Below are 24,607 nucleotides of genomic sequence, written 5' to 3'. Positions count from 1 at the left end.
GTTGTTCGCCCTGTGCCAGGCACGCTCCGGCCAGTGCCTGAAACAACCCTGACACCGCCGAACCTGTGGGAGCGGGCTTGCCCGCGAAGGGGCCAGCACATTCGATATTGATGTCGACTGACCCACCGCTATCGCGAGCCGGCTCGCTCCTACAGGGGGACGGCGGCGTTTGAGAAATCTGATTTTTCATCCGGGACGGCCCGGATGCATCTCGAAAAACTGCGGGACGGCCCGCATCCCAGGTCGAGGCTGATGCGCTATCGCCTCCGGGGGTTATGCCATGTTCGAAAAAGTCCTGATTGCCAACCGTGGCGCGATTGCCTGCCGCATCCTGCGCACCCTGCGTGAATTGCAGGTTAAAGGCGTCGCCGTTTACTCCGAGGCCGATGCGGCCAGCCTGCACATCCTGCAAGCCGATGAAGCCCACAGCCTCGGTGAAGGCGCGGCGGCCGGCACTTACCTGGCGGTCGACAAGATCCTCGCCATCGCCAAAACCACCGGCGCCACGGCAATTCATCCCGGCTACGGTTTCCTCTCGGAAAACGCCGCGTTTGCCCAGGCCTGTGAAGACGCCAACATCGCCTTCATCGGCCCCACACCCGAACAGCTGCGCGTATTCGGTCTCAAGCACACGGCTCGCGCCCTGGCCAAACAACACGGCGTGCCAATGCTCGAAGGCACTGAACTGCTCGACAGCCTCGACGCGGCCCTGATCGCAGGCGAACAGGTCGGCTACCCGGTGATGCTCAAAAGCACCGCAGGCGGTGGCGGCATCGGCATGCGCGTGTGCCGCAGTGCGGCTGAGTTGAGCGAGTCCTTCGAAGCGGTCAAACGTCTGGGCCAGAATAACTTCAGCGACGCCGGGGTGTTCATCGAGAAGTACATCCAGCGCGCCCGTCATCTGGAAGTCCAGGTGTTCGGCGATGGCCGGGGCGAAGTGATTGCCCTCGGCGTACGCGACTGCTCGGTGCAGCGCCGCAACCAGAAAGTCCTCGAAGAAACCCCGGCGCCGAACCTGCCCGACGGCATGGCCGAAGACCTGTGCGCGGCGGCGATCAAACTGGCCAAAGCGGTGAATTACCGTAGCGCCGGCACCGTGGAGTTTGTCTTCGACAGCGAAGATCAGCGCTTCTACTTCCTTGAAGTGAACACCCGTTTGCAAGTCGAACACGGCGTCACCGAACAAGTGTGGGGCGTTGACTTGGTGCGCTGGATGGTGGAACTCGCGGCCGGTGATTTGCCACCGTTGAGTGAGTTGAGCCAAGGTTTGAAAGCCGAAGGGCATGCGATTCAGGCGCGACTGTATGCCGAAGATCCGGGACGCGATTTCCAGCCCAGCCCGGGCTTGCTCACCGCCGTGAATTTCCCGGCCGCCAACGGCATTCAACTGCGCATCGACACCTGGGTCGAGGCCGGTTGCGAGATCCCGCCGTACTTCGACCCGATGATCGCCAAGGTCATCAGTTGGGCGCCGACCCGCGAAGAAGCACGCGCTGATCTGCATCAGGCATTGAGCGACAGCCTGCTGTATGGCGTGGAAACCAACCGCGATTACCTGCGCCAGATTCTGCTGGATGCGCCGTTCGCCAGTGGCCAGCCGTGGACGCGTTGTCTGGAAGGCCTGATCTATCAGGCCAACACTTTTGAAGTGTTAAGCGCCGGGACCCAGACCAGCGTTCAAGACTATCCCGGTCGCCTCGGCTATTGGGCGGTGGGCGTGCCGCCGTCGGGCCCGATGGACAGTCGCGCGTTGCGTCTGGGCAATCTCCTATTGGGTAACGAAGAAGGTGCCGCCGCCCTCGAAATCACCATGACCGGGCCGTTGCTGCGCTTCAACTGTGATGCGGTGGTGGCGGTCACCGGCGCGGTTATCCCGCTGACGTTGAACGGCGAAACTGTCGCGATGAACACCGCGCTGTTGATTCCGGCCGGTGCCACGTTGAGCCTCGGCACGATGGCCGGCGCCGGCGCCCGCAGCTATCTGTGCGTGCGCGGTGGTCTGCAGGTTCCGGATTACCTGGGCAGCAAAAGCACCTTCACCCTCGGTCAGTTTGGCGGGCATGGTGGTCGCGCCTTGCGCGCTGGTGACGTGTTGCATGTGCCAGCGTTGAGCGACCGCAGTGCCGGTGCAGAACTGCCCGAGGTTCAAGTCACCGCGTTGCCCGCGGTGCGGCAAATCCGCGTGATCTACGGCCCGCATGGCGCACCGGAATACTTCACCGAACGCTACATCGGCACGTTCTTCGCGACCCAATGGGAAGTGCACTTCAACTCCAGCCGCACGGGTGTGCGGTTGATCGGGCCGAAGCCTGAATGGGTGCGCGCCGACGGCGGTGAAGCGGGCCTGCATCCGTCGAATATTCATGACAATCCGTATGCCATCGGCGCAGTGGATTTCACTGGGGACATGCCGGTCATCCTCGGCCCGGATGGCCCGAGCCTGGGCGGGTTTGTGTGCCCGGTGACGGTGATCGAGGCGGACCTTTGGCAGCTGGGGCAATTGAAGGCTGGAGACAAGGTTCAGTTCATCCCGGTCGATATCAAAACCGCCCGCAATCTCGCCTGCAAGTGGAATACCTGTGGGAGCTGGCTTGCCAGCGATGGGGCCCGTCCAGACACCGCTTCAACTTCATCGCTGGCAAGCCAGCTCCCACAGAGTCTTATGTCGCCTGTGGTGTTGGAGTTGGGTCAGGGAGATACGCGGTTGGTGGCGCGTCTTTCTGGGGATACTCATCTACTACTGGAAATCGGCGCCCCCGAACTCGACCTGGTCCTGCGTTTCCGCGCCCACGCCCTCATGCAAGCGCTGGAAAGCAAACACCTGCACGGCGTGATCGATCTCACGCCGGGCATTCGCTCGCTGCAAGTGCACTACCAACCCGAGCAACTGCCGCTGGCCGATTTGCTCGGCATCGTCGCCGGGGAATGGGACGCCGTGTGCGCCGCCAAGGACCTGCAAGTGCCGTCGCGCATTGTCCATCTGCCGCTGTCCTGGGATGACCCGGCCTGTCAGTTGGCGATCGAAAAATACATGACCACCGTGCGCAAGGACGCGCCGTGGTGCCCGAGCAATCTGGAGTTCATCCGCCGCATCAACGACCTGCCCAACCTCGATGAAGTGCAGCGCACGGTGTTCGACGCCAGTTACCTGGTGATGGGCCTGGGCGACGTCTACCTCGGCGCACCGGTCGCCACGCCGCTCGACCCGCGTCATCGTCTGGTGACCACCAAATACAACCCGGCCCGCACCTGGACCGCGGAAAACTCGGTGGGCATCGGGGGCGCCTATATGTGCGTCTACGGCATGGAAGGCCCCGGCGGTTATCAGTTTGTCGGTCGCACGTTGCAGATGTGGAACCGCTACCGCGAAGTCGCCGCGTTCGACGGCAAACCGTGGCTGTTGCGCTTCTTCGACCAGATCCGTTTCTACCCGGTGAGCGCCGATGAACTGCTGCGCATCCGCCGGGATTTCCCGCTCGGACGTTTCGATCTGAACATCGAGCACAGCCAGTTGAACCTCGCGGATTACCAGGCATTCCTGAGCAAAGTAGCCGACACCATTGCTGCGTTTCGTGATCAGCAAAAAGGCGCGTTCAACGCCGAGCGCGAGCGCTGGATCGCCAGCGGTCAGGCGCACTTCGACAGCGAAGAACGGGTCGCCGAAACCACCGAAGATGCGCCACTGGCCAACGGTCAACAGAGCGTCGACAGCCACATCGCCGGCAACCTCTGGCAGGTTCAGGTGCAAACCGGCAGCCGCGTGGCCGTCGGTGACGTGCTGGTGATTCTGGAGTCGATGAAGATGGAAATCCCACTGCTGGCCCCCATGGCCGGCGTGGTGCGCGAGATTCGTTTGCAACCGGGCTCGGCGGTACGTGCCGGGCAGCGCGTCGTGGTGCTGGAACTCGACTGAACCCATTTCGAAAAGGATTAACGCCATGAACATCAATCTACAACTCGACGCCCTGCGCAGCGCTTACCGCGACGGGACCCTCACGCCCCGGCAATTGCTGCTGAGCCTGCGCGATAAAGCGGCGGCGCTGAACCCGGACTATCACCTGTTCATCCATTTGCTCAGTGTTGAAGAACTGGAGCCGTACCTCGCCGCCCTCGACGGCCACAGCATCGACAGCCTGCCGCTGTACGGCGTGCCGTTTGCAATCAAGGACAACATCGACCTGGCGGGCATTCCCACCACGGCGGCGTGCCCGGAGTTTGCTTACGTGCCCGAGCGTTCGGCGACCATCGTCGAACAGTTGTTGGCGCTGGGGGCGATCCCGTTGGGCAAGACCAACCTCGACCAGTTCGCCACCGGCCTCAACGGCAGTCGCTCGCCGTATGGCGCGTGCCCCAACAGTGTGTTGCCGGAGTATCCGTCAGGCGGTTCCAGCGCCGGGTCTTCGCTGGCGGTGGCGCTGGGCGTGGCGAGTTTTTCGCTGGGCACTGACACCGCAGGTTCGGGGCGTGTACCCGCGGGGTTGAACAATCTGGTGGGGCTCAAAGCGACCAAAGGATTGATCTCCACGGCAGGTGTGGTGCCCGCCTGTCGCACGCTCGATTGCGTAACGACTTTCACCGCGACGGCTCGGGAGGCCAGCCAATTGCTCGCGCTCACGGCACACCTCGACCCGCGCGATGAATACAGCCGAAGCAACCCGCAATGGAATGACGGCGCGGCATTCGGCACACCGCGCCCGTTCCGCTTTGGCGTACCCCGTGCGCAAGATCTGGAGTTCTTCGGTTGCCCCGAAGGCCCGCTGTTGTTCGGTGATGCCATCGACCAACTCAAGGCTTTGGGCGGTGAAGCCGTCGAACTGGACCTGTCGCCGTTTCTCGAAGCCGCACGTCTGCTTTACGAAGGGCCGTGGGTGGCCGAGCGTTACAGCGTGGCCGGCGAATTGATGGAACAAAACCCGGAAGCGGTGCTGCCGGTGATCCGTGCGGTGCTGGCCAAGGCTCCGGCGGTGACGGGCGTGCAAACCTTCCGCGCCCAGTATCGCCTGCAAGCCTTGAAGGCGCTGTGCGACACCGCACTGGCAGACCTCGATTGCGTGGTCACACCGACCATCGGCCGCCCGGTGACACGGGCGCAACTGGACGCCGAACCGGTGCTGCGCAATTCGGAGTTGGGTTACTACACCAACTTCATGAACCTGCTCGATTACGCCGCCGTCGCCGTGCCCAGCGGTTTCATGGGCAATGGCCTGCCGTGGGGCGTGACCCTGTTTGGTCGGGCGTTCACCGATCAGTACTTGTTGAGCGTGGCGGACGCTTTCCAGCGTCAGCACGGTGTGACGGCGCCCACGTCAACAACCGTTGCGCGCAATGACCGCGCGCGGTTGGTGGTGTGTGGTGCACATCTGAACGGGTTGGCGTTGAACTGGCAATTGAAGCGGCGCGGGGCGCGGTTGATCGAGACGACTTACAGTTCGCCGGACTATCAACTGTATGCGCTGGCCGGTGGCCCGCCATTTCGTCCGGGGATGGTTCGCGTAAAGTCCGGTGGCGTGGCGATTGCGGTGGAAGTCTGGGAACTGCCAAGCAGTGAATTGGGGTCGTTTTTGACCGGAATTCCGGCGCCGCTGGGGTTGGGCAAGGTGCAACTGGCAGATGGGCGATGGGAGAGCGGGTTTATCTGTGAGGCGTATGGGTTGGAAGGTGCCACCGATATCAGCCACCTAGGAGGCTGGCGCGCTTATCTCGCTCAATGATCGTCCCCATGCTCTGCGTGGGAATGCATGCTGTGACGCTCCGCGTCACGCTCGCAAAGGGACGCAGCGCGTCCGGGGCGGCACTCCCACGCAGAGCGTGGGAATGATCATTCCGTTGAGGCCCGTGAGCGATCATTCGCGTTCGACATAGAGCAGTTATTTCCCGGCAGTGCCATTAGAATGCCTGCCTTGGACCATTACCCACGGAAGTGTCATGTCGCCCCGCTCGCCTCTGTATTCTCAACGTTCGTTGGTCCTCACGCTGATCGCGCTGCTGGGCGCCGGGTTTCTTGCCACGTCCTTCCTCAGTTACTACGCCTCTCGCGCGTCGATTCGCGACAACATCGTCAACACTGAACTGCCGCTGACATCGGACACGGTCTACTCGGAAATCCAGAAAGACCTTGTCAGACCGATCCTGATTTCCTCGATGATGTCCCGCGACACCTTCATGCGGGACTGGGTGGTGAACGGCGAGCACGACCCCGAGAAAATGACTCGTTACCTCAACGAAGTCATGACGCACTACGGCGCCTACACCTCGTTCTTCATTTCCAACAGCACGCTGACCTACTACCACGCCAAAGGCGTGCTCAAACAGATCAAGGCCACCGAGCCCCGTGACACTTGGTATTTTCGCGTGCGGGACATGGCCGAGCCTTACGAAATCAATGTCGACCCGGACATGGCCAACAAGGACAACCTGACCTTCTTCATCAACTACAAGGTCTACGACTACAACGACCGTTTCATCGGCGCGGCGGGTGTCGGCCTGACGGTCGATGCGGTGATCAAGCTGATCGACAAGTACCAGCAGCGCTACCAGCGCAGCGTGTATTTCGTCGACAACTTCGGGCGCCTGGTGCTCACTGGCGCCGAGGGTGGCCCACAAGGTGCACACATCGGGCAGAGCCTCAGCGAGCTCGACAGCATGAAAAGCCTGGTCAGCCAATTGCCCAAACCCCACAGCGGCAGCTACGAATATTCCGTTCAGGGCCAGGGACATTTCCTCAATGTGCGCTTCATTCCAGAGCTGAATTGGTACCTGTTCGTCGACAAACGCGAAGACGGCGCCCTCAGTGAAATCCGCCAGTCGCTGTACCTCAACCTGCTGATCTGCCTGCTCGTCACGCTGATTGTGCTGGCCCTGCTGAACCGGGTAATCAAGCGTTTTCAGGGCAAGATCCAGGCCCAGGCCACCCTCGACACCCTGACCGAATTACCGAACCGTCGCGGCTTCGATCTGCTGGCCGCACAGGCCATGCATGAAGCCCAGCGCGAGCCGAAACCGCTGACCGCGCTGCTGCTGGATCTGGACCACTTCAAGGTGTTGAACGACACCTACGGGCATCTGGCCGGCGATCAGGTGCTGATCGGCTTCGCGCGGGATCTGGAGAGCTGTCTGCGCCATTCCGACATCGTCTGCCGCTGGGGCGGTGAAGAATTTATCGTGCTGCTCAAGGACACCGACGGTGAGACCGGCCTGATGATCGCCGAGAAGATTCGCCAGCATGTCGAAACACAACGTTATGCCTACAACGATCAAGCCTTGCAGCTGTCCGTCAGCATCGGCTTGACCACGTTGCAGCCGGATGACACCTTGCACACCCTGCTCTCACGAGCCGATCATGCGATGTATCGCGCCAAGCAATCGGGCCGTAATCGCACCTGCGTGGAAATGTCTCACTCCAGCTATGAATGACCTTTATGAACCGGCCTGAACACTGCCCGGCCTGCGGCGCCTCCAACGACTGCAGCCTGGCCGACCCGCGAACCGCTGATCGCGCCTGTTGGTGCTACGGCGTCAGCATCGACCCGGCCGTGCTCGAAGCACTGCCGGCCGAACTGCGCAACGCCTCCTGCCTGCGCCCGCGCTGCGCGCAGGTCGAGGCACAGCTGTAAGCAGGCCTCCGGCGGATCACGTAAGATACGCGACCCTTTTCCCACCGATCCCTTGCCATGCGCGTTGACCGTTTCCTCAGCAATCTGCCGTGCTTCAACCGTAAGCAGGTGCGCCTGTTGCTGGTGGAAAAGCGCGTGCGGATCGACGGAAACATCGTCAGCGACCCGCACGCCGACGTCCGCGAATTCAGTCGTGTTGAAGTGGACGACGACGTGCTGCAAGCCGGCAAGCCGCTGCGCCACTTCATGCTGCACAAGCCCGCCGGCTGTGTCAGCGCCACCCGCGACCCGGAACACCCGACAGTCCTCGACCTGATTCACGAGCCCGACAAGGATGAGTTGCACATCGCCGGTCGCCTGGATTTCAATACCACCGGCCTGATGCTGATCACCAATGACGGCAGCTGGTCACGACGCCTGACCCAACCGCAGACCAAACTGCCCAAGGTTTATTACGTCGAGACCGAGCAGGAGATCGGCCCGGAATATGCGTTGAAATTCACAGAAGGGCTGTATTTCGCTTTCGAGGACCTCACCACTCAACCCGCCGGGTTAGAGCTGTTGGGGCCGAAGTCGGCGTGCCTTAGCATTGTTGAAGGTCGCTATCATCAGGTGAAGCGCATGTTTGGCCACTTCGACAACAAGGTGCTACGCCTGCACCGCGAGCGCATGGGCCCGCTGGCGCTGGACAATGCGCTAAAACCGGGCGAGTACCGCCCATTGCGCACCGAAGAGATTCATTTGATCTAAGCAGGCAACCGCTCAGCAGAAGTTGTCGAACAATTTACGAAAGACACTTGCGCGATGCCGCCTCCCCTGCTTGAATCAGGTCGTCAGCCGAAATGTGACTGACGAGTCACAACATACTTCTAAGAAACTTTTTGCCGGTTAGAGAACCCTCAGGTTCCGCCTCAGACCGACAGACTGCCCGCCAATAATAATACCCGTCGACCTGCTGCATGGATCGACATGGGCCTCCAAATTCCAGGCGTATGCCTACCTGTCACAAAGCTCGTGCAATCTCATTTGCGCGCATACCCGCTTGCCAGGAGTCTTATGACATGAGGCCAGAAATCGCTGTGCTGGATATACAAGGTCAGTATCGGGTTTACACGGAGTTCTATCGCGCAGACGCCGCAGAGAAGACCATTATTCTGGTCAACGGCTCGATGGCCACGACTGCGTCGTTTGCACAAACCGTGAAAAACCTGCACCCGCAATTCAACGTGGTTTGCTACGACCAGCCCTACGCGGGCAAGTCCAAGGCCCACAACCTGCACGAGAAATTGCTGACCAAGGAAGTCGAAGGGCAGATCCTCCTGGAGCTGATCGACCACTTCGGCGCCGAACACGTTCTGTCGTTTTCCTGGGGCGGTGCCGCGACCCTGGTCGCCCTCGCCCACCGGCCACGACGGATCGAAAAAGCCGTAATCAGCTCGTTCTCCCCGGAGATCAATGCGCACATGCTCGACTACCTCGAGCGAGGCGTCGATTACCTCGGCAGCCGGGACGGCGACCGGGTCGGCACCCTGGTGAACAGCACCATCGGTAAACACTTGCCGACTCTGTTCAAGCGCTTCAACTATCGGCACGTCAGCAGCCTGGCCGATCATGAATACGGGCAGATGCACTTCCACATCAGCGACCTGCTGCACAGTGATCGCCAATGCTTTCTGAAGGCTGCGGAGAAAATCAACGTACCGGTGCTGTTCATGAACGGCGAATGGGACGAATACACCGCCGCCGACGGCGCGCGATTGTTCGCCAACCATGTGCAACACGCCACCTTCACGACCCTGGAAGCGACCGGCCACTTTCTCGACATGGAACACAAAGCCGCCTGCCGAGACAGCCGCAATGCACTGATGGGGTTCCTGAGACCGGCACAGCATGAAAGCCGACCGCGTTACCACTACGTTCAGGACCACCATGCACTGGCTATCTGAAACAGCGTCCTCGCGAGCAAGCTTCGCCCTACAGTGTTGAATGCAGTCCTGTAGGCGCGAGGCTTGCCCGCGATAGACCGTGCTTTCGTTTCAGCCGTGCTAAATGCAGCGCGCATAAAGAAAAACTTCAAATCCGTGCGCACATCTGGTACAAAGTCAGCCGCTCTGAGCGGGTGTCGTATAATGGCATTACTCCAGCTTCCCAAGCTGATAACGAGGGTTCGATTCCCTTCACCCGCTCCACTCAGACTTCAGTCTCACGTTGTTTTTTGACGGGGGATAAAAAAACCGGCCTTGATGGCCGGTTTTTTTGTGTCTGGGGTTTGGTGGACTCGGGTATGTGGTCAACTTGGCCAATCTTTGATAAATAGATCAGTCCCCAATTTTCCACAGCTGAATAAGCATGGTTGTGCATCTCTGGCTTATCAACTCCCGCCGCATGCCCCAGGCATGACCTTGCTGACATCTTCGCGAGCCATTTCTCAGAGTAGGTCTGATACAGTCGTCCCCGTTAAATTCGTTGACAGGGAGTCAAGCATGGCAAAGCCAGCTGCACGTATCACCGACCCAACCAGTTGTCCCATCCCTGGGCACGGCCCCAAAGCTATCGCCTCTGGCTCTCCTGATGTGTTCTTCGACGGCCTTGCAGCCGCTCGCAAAGGTGACACCTGCACCTGCGGTAGTGCGTTAGCTTCAGAAGTGTCCGGCACAGTGTTAATCAACGGCAAAAATGCCGCGCTGGTCGGTACTGTCGGCACATCATGGCGATGTCGTGATCGGCGGTTCGGGCACGGTCATCATCGGAAGCCCCCATACCCCTGCCCCCTTTATTCCGCCTACGCCCATGGTCATTCACGGGAACTGGATCGGCTTTAAGATTCCCGCAGAAGAAAGCTACGAAGGGTTTGCTTGCACGGCTCACTTTGACGATGGGTCTTCCATGCCCGGCGTCTTTGACGCAAACAACTCGGTCAAATTTTCCAACCCCACCGGAAAGGCATGCCATACCTTGGCATTTGCCCAACACGAAAACACCTGCACAACCGCAGGTATCGACGGACTGCTGAACGACATTTTGGGATAAGGATATTCTAGTGACGGAACCGAACCTGGTAACCGGAAGTTATGTTGTTAAAAGCGAACATACGCTCGACCGGTCTCCCCTTGAGATGGCGGTTGCAGGCATGGAGGGGGCGGCCAGTCGTTTCTCCATCGATGCCATCAAGGACGAACGCGTCCGCGCAAGCTATGAGAGCAATATTCGACGAATGTCACAGCAGATATTCGCTGAGGTGAGAGCTGGCAATATCAGCGTCGAGGACGCGACAAAGTTCAGCAATGAGATGCGCAACAAAATCATGTTCGAACACCGCAAGCTGACCTCTGCACAGGGTTTGGCCATCGTGCAAAAAAAGAAAAAGGCCGGCCGAACACACAGCGACATCCTGAACGAAAAATCTCAAACCCAGTTCCACAAGAACTACGAACAACTTTCTAAGGCTCAACAGAAAGAGGTCTTGTACAGAGCTCTGGAGCGGTCCGGCAGTGCCAATGCCAAGTTCACTTCTGGCACAAAAATCATGTCTGTCATGGGCAAGGTTGGCATCATCTTGACGGCGGTGCTGGCCACCTACCAAATACTGAACGCTGATGACAAGGCCAAGGAAACGGCGCGTCAAGCCACGATCCTGGGTGGTGGTGCGGCAGGTGGGTTTTTGGCGGGCTTGGGCATATCCGCTCTTTGTGGTCCTGGAGCTCCGGCCTGCGCAATCGCCGTAGTTCTCATCGGTAGCGTTGTCGGCGGCATCGCCGGCGGGGTCGCGGCTGACACGTTCGACGCAGAGCTAGAGGAGCTGGCCCATTGGGACATATTCTGACGCCTACGGAACGAGCGAACATCCAGATCGCGCTGGCAGAGGCCTTTGTAGACAGCACTGTCGACTACGCCTCTATCGCAGAACGAATTCGAGGCTATGACCCAAAGGACGTTGAAGAAATCTTGTACTCAGAGGTCGCGCCTGTCTGCTTCAGCAACCTTGAAACGCCCGTCCCTCCTGTTTGGAGTGGTTTTAAGGATGAATGGTTACTAGAGGAAATAGCCAAAGAACTCAAAGCGCGAGAACACAGTTGGTTTCGACGTCGCTTCGACCAGTTAAAAGTGGCATGGCTACGCTACAGCTACGGTTACATCTGGAAGGAGCTCATGAAATTTCATCGTTTCCAGTAACTGCCCCCCTAAGAATGAATTACGAATTCCTTATGAGAGTTTGTTCCCTGCTGTTGCCTGACGGGCGACCATAACGAAAAAACCGGTCCTGTGTGGCCGGTTTTTTTGTGGGCGGGATTTAGTGAAACGCTGATTCTTCATCCTGAACAAAGCAGTCAACGTCTGCCCAATCACGCGTCGATCACCCAATTCCCTGATGGCACGAAAGTGGCCAATTTCCGAAAAGGCAACGTCCTACACGACGCTGGGAATTGTCCGTACACTTGCGCATTGCTGTGCCTTTGTCACGAGGCCTATAGTCCGAGCGCGCCCAAATGGCGTATCGGGTTTGGCGACTCGATGCCTTGGTACAGGAGCCTCCGAGAATTTCTCGGAGCGCTTTTGAACGTACGTTGCTACCTCATTTATGGTGGCTGTGCGTGGGAGACCTTAGGGTCTGCCGGTTTTACCATGGCCCGGTTCGCCAACCCGCGTACAGCTACCACCCTATTGTTTGGCGACGATTGAGTGGTAGGTCTTCCTCCTATCATGGAGATCAATCTTGAAAGAATATATGGCTCTAACCAGCAACGCCGACGATCTGCCCTCCCTCTTCGTCAACACCACCCAACCGCTGCACTCACTGCTCAGCACGGCCAGCTACAGAATACGAGCCGTGACGCAGATCCTCGAAAACCTCGCCATGCGAGGCGACATCACCACCGACGCGGTCATCCTCAGCGACTTTGCATTGCTCTGCTGCGTGCCCTTGCGCGACGGTTGCGATGTGCTGGACGTTATCGCTCGACGCATGGATGCCGAACCGTCCTGAGGTGATACCGGGCGCCTTTCGGGGCGCCCTTTGCCTTTCATGGCCTGACAGCCAGTCAAAGGAGGACGATGAACATGCTTTTTCCAATTGCGATTTCAGCAGGCGATGACCAACACGCGTGGGGCGTAGAAGTGCCTGATGTCCGGGGTTGTTTTTCGGCTGGAGAAGGACTGAACGATGCAATAGCCATGGCGCGCGAAGCCATTGAAGGCCATTTCGAAATTCTCGCGGACCAAGGATCCCCGATTCCACTGGCAAACAATGTCACCCTGCACATATCGAATCCGCAGTACGCGGAATGTGTATGGGCAGTTTTGGACATCGACAGGACTAAATACTCGGGGGAAGCCCGGTAGCATTGATAGTTGACGCCCTTCCGTCAGAATGACCGAAGCACCACTGTGGCGAGGGAGCAAGCTCCCTCACCACAGGTTCAGTGTGCTTTTACCGAGTCGCCACAATAAACAACCGTGGAAACGGCAGCAGCACCGAACCATCGCTCAACGCCGGATAAGCCTGCTCGATCGCGGCTTGATACTGCTTGAGGTACTGCGCCTTTTCCGCGTCATCCAGCGGTTCGAGAAACGGCCGCAAACCGCTGCCCTTGAACCACTCAACCACGCCCGACGCCCCGCCCGCCAGCGGGTGATGGTAGGTGGTGCGCCATACATCGACGCGCGCGCAGTGCGGTCGCAACATCGAGTAGTAATCGCTGGCACTGGCCATTTCGGTGCGCTGCCCGGCTGCGCTCGCCAGTTTGTCGGCCCACGGGCCCTCGGCGGCCACTTCACGCATCAGGCGATGGGACGGTTCGTTGAGGTTGTCAGGCATCTGGATGGCCAGGCTGCCGCCCGGCGTCAGTCTGGCGGCCAGCGAAGGCAGTAACGTCGCGTGATCGGGCAGCCACTGCAAAACCGCATTGGCAAAAATCACGTCGAACGGTCCGCTATCGTTCCAGGTACCGATATCGACGGTGTCGAACTGCACGTTGGGCAAGCGCTTGCGAGCCGCATCGATCATGTCCGGCGAACTGTCCGCGCCACGCACCGTGGCGCCGATGAAGCGCTCGACCAGCAGTTCGGTCGAGTTGCCGGGGCCGCAACCGATATCAATGGCCGAGCGCGCCTCCACGGGCGGGATGGCGGCGAGCAAGTCTCGCGCCGGGCGTGTGCGTTCATCTTCAAAAGCGACGTATTGTTTGGCGGACCAACTCATTGCGTTCTCCTGCAGGTGCGGTGTTGTGGCCCGAGGCGCACAACCGGTTCGCTACGATACCTCGACCAACCTTCAAGGCCCTATCCCCGACCTTTGTCCAACCATGACAACTTGACCGCTCGTCGAGCCATACACGAGGTAGTTTTGACAGCCTCAATTTCGCATCTATAGTCCAATCGCGGCCCGTCGGAAGGAACCCGAACCCGTTAGTTTGCACGCAAGGAGCAAGGCCAGCTCATGTTCGTGACAGGTGGGTTCCGCCCGTAGTGTTTGCGCAACGACCGCAAGGCAAGCAAGCGTTGTTGTGCCTGGAAAGATGCCAGGCGTTCACTATGAAGAAGGAGCTTTACTATGTCTCGAGTCACGGACGTACTGGTTTCGATCGACACTGAAACCATCCTGAAAAACTACCCGAACATCAGCAAAAACCCTGCCGCGCCGACGATGATCGACGTCAATCATGTGTACATGGTGACCAACCAGAACAACGTGATTAATGGTCAGGCGGGTGGCGAACTGAACTTGAAAGCACAAGTGGGCGACCTGATCCGCTGGCGGGAAACCAGCCTGTCGCAGAGCTTTGAAACAGCGGTGATTTTCTACAAATTCATCGGCAATGTCGGCAACGAGCTGATCTCCACCCCCACGCCACGCAAGGCCACTGCTTGCGTGGCCGTCCCCAACACCAGTAATCCTTCAGTGCCGAGCTGCCAGAAAGTCGACAACTATTACTGGTCGTCGGAAACACTGGCGTGCGGTAGCGTGACCTACCATTTCAACTTTTTGATCGTGGATCGCGAGTGCAAGATTGTCGGCTGCTGTTCGTGGGATCCGTTCATTACCATCCGTAACTGACGAGGGTCTGGCCCCTTGGCGACAAGGGGCTTGCCGAACACGTTGCCGCCTCGACAGGAACCGGGATGTCTTGCATGAACCGACGCGGCTGCCGTCATGTACCACCATCATGAAAGGAATCCATGATGACTTCCGAACCGATCAACGCCCCCTCCTCCGCGAACAATATATTGCTGATCGTGGATGCCGAATCACTGCTTTCACGTTATCCGCAACCCAGTCTGAAACCGCCATTACCAACGGTGATTGAAGAGGGTTTCATCCTCGTCATCGCTGGAGGTAAAAGTACAATAAATGACAGTAAAATTACGTTACACACGAGTAAAGAAACGACATTCCATCTCCGTGGAAGGACCATCAGCCTGCTGGCCGAACACAGCGTGGTGTTTTACGAGATATCAGTGGGCGATGCCGGCGTACTGTCAGCGCCCGAATTGGTGGTCCATGGCAACCTGACGGTGCCTGTGCCCGACCCGGCAACGCCGACGGAGCCGGGTAACCACCAGGCCGATGATCATTATTGGAAATGCACTCGACGGTCCTCAGGCGTGGAGACGTGTGAGCTGAATTTCATGCTGATCGACAAAAACTGCGAGGCGCTGGGCTACTTCAGTTGGGCGGTTGAAGTGGAAATGGCTGACTAGGCGCACATACGTAGCAGCTGGCGCAGGCTGCGTCCGGCTGCGTAGCCGTTGTAAATCCTGAGTTCTCGGTCTCCCTGAAACACCGGTCGCATGGCTTCACGACTGCTGCGCAGCCGGACGCAGGCTGCGCCAGCTGCTACAAAAGTCGCGTCGCTGGCGAATCTGGAAATGTGGATAGAATTTTCAACACGCCGTCGCTGTCTGAAAATCAGACACACCCCAACAAGGAACACGGCCATGAAATTCGCAAAGATTTCGCAGAAACTCGCCCTCTGGGCCGGTAGCCCAAAGACATTCATGGGGGCGCTGATTCTTATTGGCTTGTGGGGCCTGAGCGGGCCGATTTTTGATTTCAACGACACCTGGCAACTTATCATCAACACGTCGACCACCATCATCACGTTCCTGATGGTGTTCCTGATCCAGAACACGCAGAACCGCGATACCGACATCTTGCACTTGAAAATCGATGAGTTGCTGCGGGTGAACAAGGAGGCGCAGAACGCCATGCTGGGGCTGGAGTTGCTCGATCTCAAGCAACTGGAAGCACTGCGCAGACACTATCGCGCCATGGGCGAAAAAGATGTGCATGGCCTGGCAGGGCTGGCGACGTCGAGTCAGCGCAAGCAGGATTTGAACGAGTGCTGAACCCAAACAAAACGGCGCGTGATGTGAATGACGCGCCGTTTGCTTTAAACACCCCCAAACCTGGTGCTAGCGACCGGCTTGCAACGCCTTGGCCATCTGCAGGTGGTTTTGCAGTTTGGGCAGGGTCTCTTCAGCAAACGCCTTGATTTGCGGGATGTCGGTGGTCTGCGCTTCTTGCTGAAGTTGCTCGATGGCTTCCTGCGTGGTTTTCACCTGACTGGCGGCGTACGCCTCATCGAAGGTTTCGCCGTCCATCACTTGCGGCATCAAGGCTTTGGCCTTGTCGACCACCTCTTCGCGCGGGGCTACCGACAAATCCAGCTGTTTGGCGATTTTCGCCAGGTGCTGGTTAGCGGTGGTGCGGTCGTTGATGACGACAATGGTGTAGTCCTTGACCTCTTTGGATTCGGTTTTCTGATGGGCCAGGCGACTGGTTTCAATATCGGCCATGCCTTGGGCCGAGGCCTCGTTGATGAATTCTGCGGGGGACTGGGCAAAGGCACTGCCGGCACACAGGCCCAGCAACGTAGCAAAACATACATATCGTATTCGGGTGGCCATCCGGATCATGGTCGCGCCCTCCTTCTGAAAAATTCAAGCGGGAGCTTTCGCCCCCGCCTCTCATCAAAACCACCTTCAATCACTACTTGGATTTCTGACCTCCTTTGCGGCCCATTTCGGGCTTCGAAGGGTCTTTGTCGACAGTCGTAGTGGTGGTTTTCCCACCCTTGCGACCGGCTTCAGACGCCTTCGTTCGATCGTTGGCGAAGTTTCCCGAGTTCGAGTTTCTTGAGTTAGGCATGATTCTCTACCTCTTGGTAATGACCCAGGCGAGCAGCAGCCCGCATAGAATCAGAATTGAGGCGCACTGAAAGGTTTAGAAAACCTGATAACGCCGCGACGAACGGCAGCGGATATTTCAGGTGTCGAGCCGCAGGTGATGCCGGCGCTTGGCGGTGTACATGGCTTCGTCGGCATGCCGGAACAGCTGCTTTTCTTCGGTACCGTGCTCGGGGTAATGAGCGACACCGATACTGACCTGGATGTTCAGGCTGTGCCCGTCCAGACGCAGCGGCTGCGCCAGAATCTGAAGGATTTTCCCCGCCACGCTGTCGGCGTCTTCCGCGGCCTGGATGCTGTGCAACAACACCACAAACTCATCCCCGCCGATGCGCGCCACGGTGTCAGTTTCGCGCACGCAACCCTTGAGCCGATTGGCGACCGCTTGCAACAGCATGTCGCCCACCGCATGGCCGTGTGTGTCGTTGACGTTTTTGAAGCGGTCAAGGTCGACGTACAGCAACGCCATGCGCCCGCTATCTGCCCGAGCCAGCTCCAGTGACGCTTTCAGACGATCACGCAGCAGCTCGCGATTGGGCAATTGCGTCAGTTGGTCGTACTGGGCCATGCGCTGCAACCTGGCATGCAATTGCTTGCGTTCGATGGCGGTCGCGACCTGGGCGCAGACGTATTGCAGCAATTCCTTGTCCCGCTCGGTGTAGCGCTCTCCGCCGGGAATGCTTTTGACGATGAGCGCGCCAATCGTGCCGTTTTTCGAGTTCAGCGGAACGCCCAGCCAACACGGCGAATTCGGCCCGGAGACCAACATCTCAAAACCTTCGTGCGAATTTTCCTGGCCCGGGGTCAGCAAAATCGGCAGGCCACTGCGGATCACTTCCGCACACAGACGCCCGGTCATGGTGCCGGGTTGTTCGGGTTGCAGTTCCTGATCGTCGACGTGATACGGAAAATTCAGCTGCGCGCAGTGCTCGTCATACAGCGCCACCGAGAAATTAAGCGCCGGCAGCCATTCGCCAATGATCAAGTGAATGCGCTTGAACAGTGCCAACAAATCTTCCGCCGCGTGAGCCGCTTCGGAGATCGCGTACAACGCCGCTTGTCGGGACTCGGCCAGCTTGCGTTCGGTGATGTCCCGGGCCACGGCGATGCGTAACTGATCGACTTCCGACCAACGCGCCGACCAGAGGATATGCACCACCTGGCCGTCCTTGCGTACGTAGCGGTTTTCGAAATTGAGTTTGGGCTCACCGCCCATGATCTCCCGCGCGGCGTCGAGGGTGCGCTGGCGATCGGCCGGGTGCACCAGATCAATCATTGGCTGGCCGATCAGTTCGTCGGGGGTGTAACCGAAAATGCGCTCGCAGGCCGCACTGACAAAAACGAAGCGACCTTGCTTGTCGACGGCACACACGGCGTCCAGCAAAAGATCGATGTAGCTCGCCAACGGCGCGGAGTTTCTGGATGCCATGGTGCCCTGCATGTGGCCTCAAGCCTTGTTCGTGACCAGCCCCGGCAACGCGTGCGCCAGGGCATTAATGGCAAAACCGATAAACATTACCCCGCACAACCGGGTGATCGCCAGTTCATGGCGCTGATACAAGGTGCGGACCTGCCGCGCGCCCACGATGCCGATGAGAATAGCGTAGGCGATCAGGCCTCCAACAAAGCTCAGGACGATCAGCCACGGCAGCATCGACCAGTGCAGCAGTTCTGCGCGGCTCGACAACAATGCGGTGAAGGTGGCCACCGCCACCGGGTAAGCCTTGGGATTGGTCAAACCGAACATGATGCCGTGCCAGAACGGCTGGCGAGCCGGGCCCTGAGGCGCTTCGGCACTGCTGCGTTTGGCCCGTACCGCGCGTAAACCCAGCCAAAACAAATACAGTCCGCTGAGCACACCCAACACATCAAACGCAGTACTACCGATTTCGCGTGCGCCGACAATCGCAATCAGTGCCGTGCTGCACCAGACCACATCCCCCAGCAAATGCCCGCACAAAAAACCCGCCCCCGCCCGTCGCCCATGCGCCGCACCGATCCCGAATACCGCCAACACACCCGGCCCGGGGGTGATGCCGTAGATAAAACCCGAGGCAAGAACGGCCATTAGCAGGGATGGGGTCATAGAAAAACTCTTTTGAACCACTTAGTGAATGGACGCCAGTCTATATCAGGTCCAGCAACATCGACTTACAGATCGTCGAAGAACTTCATCCCCGCATACGGCCGCTGCCGGCAGGCCGCCAGGCGCGACGCCAGGTCACCCACATGGGCTTCCAGCTTGTGGCCGTCCGGATCAAGGAAGTAGAAGGACGCGCCCTCGCTGCGATTGTCGCGCCATTCCTGCACGTGGGTGGATCGCAGACGTTCGACGAAGCGTGGGAAATCCGCCGCATCGAGGCTGAAGGCGTAATGGGTGTAGTCGGCAGCAGGCTCGGGATGGCGCAGCGGGTCGAGGGATAGACACAACCACAAACCCGGCAGCGAAAGATAGGCGCCGCAGTCCCACGTGGCTTCGAGGCGCAGTTGCAGGAGGTTCTGGTAGAACGCCACGCTGCGGCTCAGGTCGGTGACGGCGAGGGTCAGGTGGTTGAGGCCTGTGAGCAATTTGATCGCCTCAAGAGTTTGGAGTTGAGTCAGTGGACATGTCACCGCGCACTATCCCCTGCGCAATCCGCCCATTCAACCAATTCAACGCCTGATCCCCACCCCGCCGTTTGTGCCACGCCAACACAAAGGTGAACGACGGAATATCAAACGGTGGCGGCACGACGACCAGCGACTGTTCATCAATATCACGCAGCCCACGGGACGCCACTGTCAGAATCAGATCAGTACCGCTGATAAATCCCGGGGCGACGCTCCAGTGCGGCAGGCTGATCGCCACGCGACGGCGTTCGCGCAGTGCGGTCAGGGCCCGTTCGATTTCCGGGGTGCCGCTGCCGCGCATTTCCAGCAGGACGTGCGGTCGCGCGAGGTAGGTTGGCAGGTCGAGGATGCCATTGGCGGGCAGGCTGTAACGGTCGACGAGGCACACGTAGTGCTCTTCGAACAACGGTGTGCTGCGCAACTCATTCGGCAATTCGGGAAAGACCCCTGCGGCGATGTCGATATCACCATTGAGCACACCCTCGATCATGCCTTCGCGGCTGGCGTGGGAGATCAGCAGGTCGATGCCCGGCGCTTCCCGGCGCAAGGTCCGAATCAGCCCCGGCAGGATAATCGCCGCGCCATAATCCGACATCGCCAGGCGAAAGGTGCGCTTGGCGGTGGCGGGATCGAAGGTGTTTGGCGCCAGCAGTGATTGCACCTGAGCCAGGGCTTCGGCCAACGGTGCGACCAGTTCCAGCGCACGTGGCGTCGGCACGAGTGTGGCGCCCGCGCGCACCAGCAGCGGATCGCCGAGCATGTCGCGCAGTCGGGCCAGCGCGTGGCTGACCGCCGGCTGGCTCAGGTGCAGGCGCTCGGCAGCCCGGGTCACGTGTTGTTCGCTGAGCAATGCGTCGAGAATCACCAGCAGGTTGAGGTCGATGCGTCGAAGATCATTCATTTGATGCATGTTCTGTATAGCAAACCGGAATTTAAATTTGCGTGACGAATACCCTACAGTCCAGCGAAACCTGTTGGAGAACACATCATGAGTACATTGCACTGGGCCGGTCTGTTGCTGCTGGCGCTGATTGCCGGGGCGGTGGTGCCCTTTCAGAGCGCGATCAACGCCAACCTCACGCGAGGTCTGGGCCATCCGTTGTGGGCGACGCTCGCCTCGTTGCTGGTGAGTATTGTGGTGTTGCTGCCGATCATCGTGGCGCTGCGCTTGCCGTTGCCGTCGCTGGCCTTTATCACCCGGGCACCGCTGTGGATGTGGGCAGGAGGCGCGTTTGGGGTGTGCTTTATTTCGTTGGCGTTGATGCTGCTGCCCAAGCTGGGAGCGTCAGGCTTTATTGCGCTGGCGTTGGCGGGGCAAGTGGTGGCGTCGCTGGTGCTGGATCACTTTGGGTGGTTTGGATTGATGGAGCGGCACATGACGTTGCCTCGGGCGTTCGGGGCCGTCTTGTTAGTGGCGGGGGTGGTGTTGATTCAGTTGGGCGGCATGACGGAAAAAGCCATCGCCGCAACGCCTTGAAAACCTAAAGATCGCACCCTCCGGCAGCGCCTGCGTGGATGCGTGGTCCACGTAGGTGCTGCCGGAGGACGATCTTTAAAACTTGTCCAGCGTGCGCAACTTCTGCGGCAACCCCCACAACAGCAGCGCCACCGCGATCAACGCGCAGACACCGATGACATACAGGGCCGGTGTGGTGCTGCCGGTCAGGTCCTTGATCCGCCCGACCATCACCGGGCTGACGATGCCGCCGAACTGACCCAGGGTGTTGATCACCGCAATCCCGCCGGCGGCCCCTGCGCCAGCACCGGCCAGCAGTTTGGGTGGCAGGGTCCAGAAGCTCGGGATGGACGCGATAATGCCGGCACCGAGCAGGCCCAGTGCGACAATCAGAAAGGTCGTGTGGTTGGCGAAGATCCCGGCGCAGAAGAACCCCACCGCCCCCACCGCCACCAGCCCTGCGACAAACTTGCGCCGCTCGCCGGTCGAGTCAGACAACCGCCCGATCACCACCATGCTGATGGCGCCGCAGATGTAAGGAATGGCGGTCAGCAAACCGATCATCACCGGGCTCTCGGTGCCGGCACTGCGAATCAGTTGCGGGGCCCAGAAATTCAAGCCGTAGGACGCTACCTGAATGAGGAAGTAGATCAGCCCCAGTGTCAGGAAACCCGGAATTCGCAGCGCGGCGAGCAACGAGCCGCCACTCTTGTGCGGTTCATGCTGAGCGATGCGGCTGGCCAGCAGCGTCTTCTCGGACGGCGTCAGCCAATGGGCATCTTCGATGCGGTCCTTGAGCAATGTCAGCACCAGCAAGCCGAGGCCGATGCAAGGTACGCCGCCGAGCAAAAACAGCCAGTGCCAGCCGCGCATATCGAGGAAACCGTCGAGGTGTTGCAACACCAGACCGGAGAACGGTGCGCCGACCAGACCGGCGAACGCCGACGACAAAAACAGCATGGAGGTGATGCGTCCGCGATAGTGCTGCGGGAACCACAGCGTCAGGTAATACAGCACGCCCGGCGCAAACCCGGCTTCCATCGCACCGATCACAAAGCGCAGCGCGTAGAACTGCCATTCGCTGTTGACGAAGACCATGGCCGCCGTGGCCAGCCCCCAGGACATCATGATCCGGGCGATCCAGCGCCGCGCGCCGACCTTGTACAGCATCATGTTGCTGGGCACTTCGAATATCACGTAACCGACCACGAACAACCCGGCGCCGAGGCCGTAAGCGGTGTCGCTCAGGCTCAGGTCGGTTTGCAACTGGAACTTGGCGAAGCTGATGTTGATGCGGTCGAAAAACGCGAACAGGTAGCAAACCATGATCAGCGGCATCAGGCGCCAGGCGACCTTGCTGACCAGGGCTTTTTCTTCGTCGTGGCTAACGGACGGGCTCACGCCCGCCTCCAGTACATTGAGGCTCATGATGATTCTCCAGGCGGACTTCCCGTGGGTGTCCGATTGTTTTTGTTGTCTGGTTGAGATGCTTTTTTGCAGGAGCCGAGCTTGCTCGCGATAGCGGTGGTTCAGTCGACATCAATGTTGGATGCGACTCTGTCATCGCGAGCAAGCTCGGCTCCTACAGGGATTAGGTGTGGTCAGGAAGGCACGGGATGCAGATCGCAATTGCGTCCGGCCTTGGCCAGTTGACCGGGCACTTCGTGACCCAGCAGCGCCGGCAATCCTCGGGACAGTTTCAGCAGCAGAGGCAAGTCGATGCCAGTTGGAATACCGATTTCATCGCACAGGTTGACCAGGTCTTCGGTGCAGATGTTGCCCGACGCACCCGGTGCAAACGGACAACCGCCGAGCCCGCCCAGCGCGGCATCGAAACGTCGGGCGCCGGCCTCGTAGGCGGCCAGCACATTGCACAAGCCAAGGCCGCGAGTGTTGTGGAAATGCAGGGTCAAATCCGCTGGCGAGACCCGTTGCAACACCCGGCGCACCAGCCTGTCGACCTGTCGCGGGTTGGCCATGCCAGTGGTGTCGGCCAACGTGATGCCCTGGATGCCGAGTTCCTGATAGGCCTCGACGATTTGCAGCACCCGGTCCTCATCGATCTTGCCTTCGAACGGGCAGCCGAAGGTGGTGGCGATGCTGGCGTTAAGGCGCACCGGCGTGCCCTGAACGTAGTGCACGATCTCACCGAATGCGGCCAACGAGTCTTCGCAACGCATGCGCATGTTCGCCAGGTTGTGCGTCTGGCTGGCGGACATCACCAGATTCAGCTCATCGGCCCGCGTCGCCAACGCCCGTTGCGCGCCTTTGAGGTTGGGGATCAACGCAACGTAGATCACGCCCGGTTGGCGGGTGATGCCCTTGAACACCGATTCACCGTCACGCAACGCCGGGATGGCCTTGGGCGACACGAACGAGCCGGCTTCGATCCGGCTGAAGCCGGCCAGCGACAGCTGATCGATCAGGGCAATCTTGTCGACGGTTTCAACCCAGGTTGGCTCAATCTGCAAACCATCGCGCGGGGAGACTTCCTGAACGATCAGGGTCTGGGAGTAATCAGTAATCATTGCACCACTCCTTCAGCTTTCAGGCGTTCGATGTCTGCCCTCGTGAGGCCAAGCGTCCCGAGGATGTCATCGGTGTGCTGGCCCAGGCCAGGTCCCGACCAGTTCACGCCGCCGGGCGTTTCGGACAGTTTGGGCACGATCCCCGGCATTTTCACGGTGGCGCCACCCGGCAGTTCGGCGCTGAGCAACATGTCCCGCGCCTGATAATGCGGATCGGCGACGATATCGGCCACTGAATAGATACGACCGGCCGGGACTTCGGCCGCTTCCAGCGCCGCCAACACGGCATCGATCGGCAGGCTGCTGGTCCAGTGGGTAATGGCGGCGTCGAGCACATTGCTTTTCAATGCACGCCCGTCGTTGTGAGCAAACTCGGGGGCTTCGGCCAGATCATGCCGACCGATGACCTCCATCAGACGCTTGTAAATCGGGTCGCTGTTGCCGGCGATCACCACGTAAGCGCCATCGGCCGTCAGGTACGTATTAGACGGGGCGATGCCCGGCAAGGCGCCTCCACTGCGTTCACGCACATGGCCGAGCATGTCGTATTCCGGCACCAGGCTTTCCATGACGTTGAACACGCTTTCAGCCAGCGATACATCGACCACTTGCCCACCGCCCTGCCCGGTCTTGACCCGCAGCAACGACATCAAGGCGCCGATCACCGCGTGCAGCGAAGCGAGGGAATCGCCGAGGCTGACACCCACCCGCGCCGGTGGTGAACCGGGTGTACCGGTGGTATAGCGAATCCCGCCCATGGCCTCGCCGATGGCGCCGAAGCCCGGGCGATCACGGTACGGGCCGGTCTGGCCGTAACCGGAAATGCGTACCAACGTCAGGTTGGGATTGAGGGCGTGCAACACGTCCCAGCCCAGGCCGAGTTTTTCCAGGGCACCGGGGCGCAGGTTTTCGATCAGCACGTCGGCACTGGTCGCCAGTTGCTTGACCAGTTCGATGCCTTCAGGGGATTTGAGGTTGAGTGCCAGCGACTTCTTGTTGCGCGATTGCAGGTACCACCACAGCGACGTGCCTTCGTGCAGCTTGCGCCACTTGCGCAGTGGGTCGCCCTGGCCCATGGCTTCGATCTTGATGACTTCGGCGCCGAACTCGGCAAGCATGCGCGCGGCGAATGGCGCGGCGATCAGCGTGCCGATCTCGATCACTTTGATGGCGCTTAAAGGGGCAGACATCGCAAGTTACCTCTTATTCTTGGA

23 protein-coding genes, 1 tRNA gene and 2 pseudogenes are annotated in these 24,607 nt (G+C 59.5%); 16 read left to right on the top strand and 10 right to left on the bottom strand.

Translation table 11 applies throughout. From position 1 onward, the window contains the following. The first annotated feature begins 280 nt into the window (after positions 1-280). The 12 genes and pseudogenes from uca to LOY55_RS06310 form a co-directional block, all read left to right on the top strand. Positions 281-3,913 carry an urea carboxylase gene (gene uca, locus LOY55_RS06365; RefSeq protein ID WP_258667801.1) on the top strand — a complete coding sequence of 1,211 codons (3,633 nt, stop codon included), beginning with the start codon at positions 281-283 and terminating at the stop codon, positions 3,911-3,913. A 25-nt stretch (positions 3,914-3,938) separates the two neighbouring features. Continuing rightward, positions 3,939-5,711 carry an allophanate hydrolase gene (atzF, locus tag LOY55_RS06360; RefSeq protein WP_223522385.1) on the top strand — a complete coding sequence of 591 codons (1,773 nt, stop codon included), beginning with the start codon at positions 3,939-3,941 and terminating at the stop codon, positions 5,709-5,711. A gap of 214 nt (positions 5,712-5,925) precedes the next feature. Then, positions 5,926-7,413 (top strand): sensor domain-containing diguanylate cyclase, encoded by a 1,488-nt coding sequence (locus LOY55_RS06355; RefSeq protein WP_077430744.1) that lies wholly within the window; start codon positions 5,926-5,928, stop codon positions 7,411-7,413. 5 nt (positions 7,414-7,418) lie between these two features. Next, complete coding sequence (locus LOY55_RS06350) at positions 7,419-7,613, top strand: cysteine-rich CWC family protein (RefSeq protein ID WP_258667800.1); 195 nt, start codon at positions 7,419-7,421, stop codon at positions 7,611-7,613. A gap of 57 nt (positions 7,614-7,670) precedes the next feature. After that, on the top strand, positions 7,671-8,363 hold the full coding sequence (locus tag LOY55_RS06345) for a pseudouridine synthase (protein WP_258667799.1): 693 nt from the start codon (positions 7,671-7,673) through the stop codon (positions 8,361-8,363). A gap of 311 nt (positions 8,364-8,674) precedes the next feature. Next, positions 8,675-9,559, top strand: coding sequence for an alpha/beta fold hydrolase (locus tag LOY55_RS06340; protein WP_109787384.1), 885 nt, complete (start codon positions 8,675-8,677; stop codon positions 9,557-9,559). A gap of 169 nt (positions 9,560-9,728) precedes the next feature. Further along, a tRNA-Gly gene (locus LOY55_RS06335) sits at positions 9,729-9,802 on the top strand. 294 nt (positions 9,803-10,096) lie between these two features. Next, positions 10,097-10,643, top strand: a pseudogene (locus LOY55_RS06330) (PAAR domain-containing protein). A gap of 10 nt (positions 10,644-10,653) precedes the next feature. Next, positions 10,654-11,436: a hypothetical protein gene (locus LOY55_RS06325; RefSeq protein ID WP_223523964.1), complete on the top strand. Its 783-nt coding sequence runs from the start codon at positions 10,654-10,656 to the stop codon at positions 11,434-11,436. Continuing rightward, positions 11,421-11,786, top strand: a complete 366-nt coding sequence (locus tag LOY55_RS06320; RefSeq protein WP_046029456.1) for a hypothetical protein — start codon at positions 11,421-11,423, stop codon at positions 11,784-11,786. Before LOY55_RS06325 ends, LOY55_RS06320 begins: the two co-directional genes overlap by 16 nt. Before the next feature lie 541 nt (positions 11,787-12,327). Beyond that, positions 12,328-12,597, top strand: a complete 270-nt coding sequence (locus LOY55_RS06315; protein WP_046029454.1) for a hypothetical protein — start codon at positions 12,328-12,330, stop codon at positions 12,595-12,597. A gap of 74 nt (positions 12,598-12,671) precedes the next feature. Then, positions 12,672-12,950 (top strand): annotated as a pseudogene (locus LOY55_RS06310) (type II toxin-antitoxin system HicB family antitoxin); the annotation flags it as partial. A 91-nt stretch (positions 12,951-13,041) separates the two neighbouring features. On the opposite strand, the gene tam reads toward LOY55_RS06310, so the two are convergent. Beyond that, positions 13,042-13,812, bottom strand: coding sequence for a trans-aconitate 2-methyltransferase (gene tam, locus LOY55_RS06305; protein ID WP_109787381.1), 771 nt, complete (start codon positions 13,810-13,812; stop codon positions 13,042-13,044). 351 nt (positions 13,813-14,163) lie between these two features. Between tam and LOY55_RS06300 the strand changes: the two genes are divergently transcribed. The 3 genes from LOY55_RS06300 to LOY55_RS06290 all read left to right on the top strand — a co-directional run bounded on the left by LOY55_RS06300 (position 14,164) and on the right by LOY55_RS06290 (position 15,959). Then, complete coding sequence (locus LOY55_RS06300; RefSeq protein ID WP_046029450.1) at positions 14,164-14,667, top strand: inclusion body family protein; 504 nt, start codon at positions 14,164-14,166, stop codon at positions 14,665-14,667. Positions 14,668-14,792: 125 nt separating this feature from the next. Further along, positions 14,793-15,311 carry an AidA/PixA family protein gene (locus LOY55_RS06295; RefSeq protein WP_109787379.1) on the top strand — a complete coding sequence of 173 codons (519 nt, stop codon included), beginning with the start codon at positions 14,793-14,795 and terminating at the stop codon, positions 15,309-15,311. A 237-nt stretch (positions 15,312-15,548) separates the two neighbouring features. Continuing rightward, positions 15,549-15,959: a low affinity iron permease family protein gene (locus tag LOY55_RS06290; RefSeq protein WP_046029446.1), complete on the top strand. Its 411-nt coding sequence runs from the start codon at positions 15,549-15,551 to the stop codon at positions 15,957-15,959. A gap of 66 nt (positions 15,960-16,025) precedes the next feature. On the opposite strand, the gene LOY55_RS06285 is transcribed toward LOY55_RS06290, so the two are convergent. The 6 genes from LOY55_RS06285 to LOY55_RS06260 form a co-directional block, all read right to left on the bottom strand. Then, entirely contained in the window at positions 16,026-16,529 is a 504-nt protein-coding gene (locus tag LOY55_RS06285) for a DUF4142 domain-containing protein (RefSeq protein WP_109787378.1), read from the bottom strand. A 73-nt stretch (positions 16,530-16,602) separates the two neighbouring features. Next, on the bottom strand, positions 16,603-16,761 hold the full coding sequence (locus LOY55_RS06280; RefSeq protein WP_077430748.1) for a KGG domain-containing protein: 159 nt from the start codon (positions 16,759-16,761) through the stop codon (positions 16,603-16,605). Between the two features lie 117 nt (positions 16,762-16,878). Then, on the bottom strand, positions 16,879-18,228 hold the full coding sequence (locus LOY55_RS06275) for a diguanylate cyclase domain-containing protein (RefSeq protein WP_109787418.1): 1,350 nt from the start codon (positions 18,226-18,228) through the stop codon (positions 16,879-16,881). 18 nt (positions 18,229-18,246) lie between these two features. Then, positions 18,247-18,885, bottom strand: coding sequence for a LysE family translocator (locus tag LOY55_RS06270; protein WP_109787377.1), 639 nt, complete (start codon positions 18,883-18,885; stop codon positions 18,247-18,249). A 65-nt stretch (positions 18,886-18,950) separates the two neighbouring features. Continuing rightward, complete coding sequence (fos, locus tag LOY55_RS06265; protein ID WP_109787376.1) at positions 18,951-19,367, bottom strand: fosfomycin resistance glutathione transferase; 417 nt, start codon at positions 19,365-19,367, stop codon at positions 18,951-18,953. A gap of 10 nt (positions 19,368-19,377) precedes the next feature. After that, complete coding sequence (locus LOY55_RS06260; protein WP_223523962.1) at positions 19,378-20,319, bottom strand: LysR family transcriptional regulator; 942 nt, start codon at positions 20,317-20,319, stop codon at positions 19,378-19,380. 78 nt (positions 20,320-20,397) lie between these two features. Here LOY55_RS06260 and LOY55_RS06255 point away from each other — a divergent pair, with 78 nt between their 5' ends. After that, positions 20,398-20,886 (top strand): DMT family transporter, encoded by a 489-nt coding sequence (locus tag LOY55_RS06255; protein ID WP_109787374.1) that lies wholly within the window; start codon positions 20,398-20,400, stop codon positions 20,884-20,886. 75 nt (positions 20,887-20,961) lie between these two features. On the opposite strand, the gene LOY55_RS06250 is transcribed toward LOY55_RS06255, so the two are convergent. The 3 genes from LOY55_RS06250 to LOY55_RS06240 all read right to left on the bottom strand — a co-directional run bounded on the left by LOY55_RS06250 (position 20,962) and on the right by LOY55_RS06240 (position 24,583). Beyond that, positions 20,962-22,293 (bottom strand): MFS transporter, encoded by a 1,332-nt coding sequence (locus tag LOY55_RS06250; protein WP_077430752.1) that lies wholly within the window; start codon positions 22,291-22,293, stop codon positions 20,962-20,964. Between the two features lie 173 nt (positions 22,294-22,466). After that, the gene (locus tag LOY55_RS06245; RefSeq protein WP_046029435.1) at positions 22,467-23,393 is read right to left on the bottom strand and encodes a hydroxymethylglutaryl-CoA lyase; all 927 of its coding nucleotides are present in this window, start codon (positions 23,391-23,393) and stop codon (positions 22,467-22,469) included. Continuing rightward, positions 23,390-24,583 carry a CaiB/BaiF CoA-transferase family protein gene (locus LOY55_RS06240; protein ID WP_109787373.1) on the bottom strand — a complete coding sequence of 398 codons (1,194 nt, stop codon included), beginning with the start codon at positions 24,581-24,583 and terminating at the stop codon, positions 23,390-23,392. Before LOY55_RS06240 ends, LOY55_RS06245 begins: the two co-directional genes overlap by 4 nt. Between the last annotated feature and the right edge of the window lie 24 nt (positions 24,584-24,607).

The organism is Pseudomonas sp. B21-040, assembly GCF_024748695.1.
GTDB lineage: Bacteria > Pseudomonadota > Gammaproteobacteria > Pseudomonadales > Pseudomonadaceae > Aquipseudomonas.
This window is presented reverse-complemented; position numbering and strand designations above follow the sequence as displayed.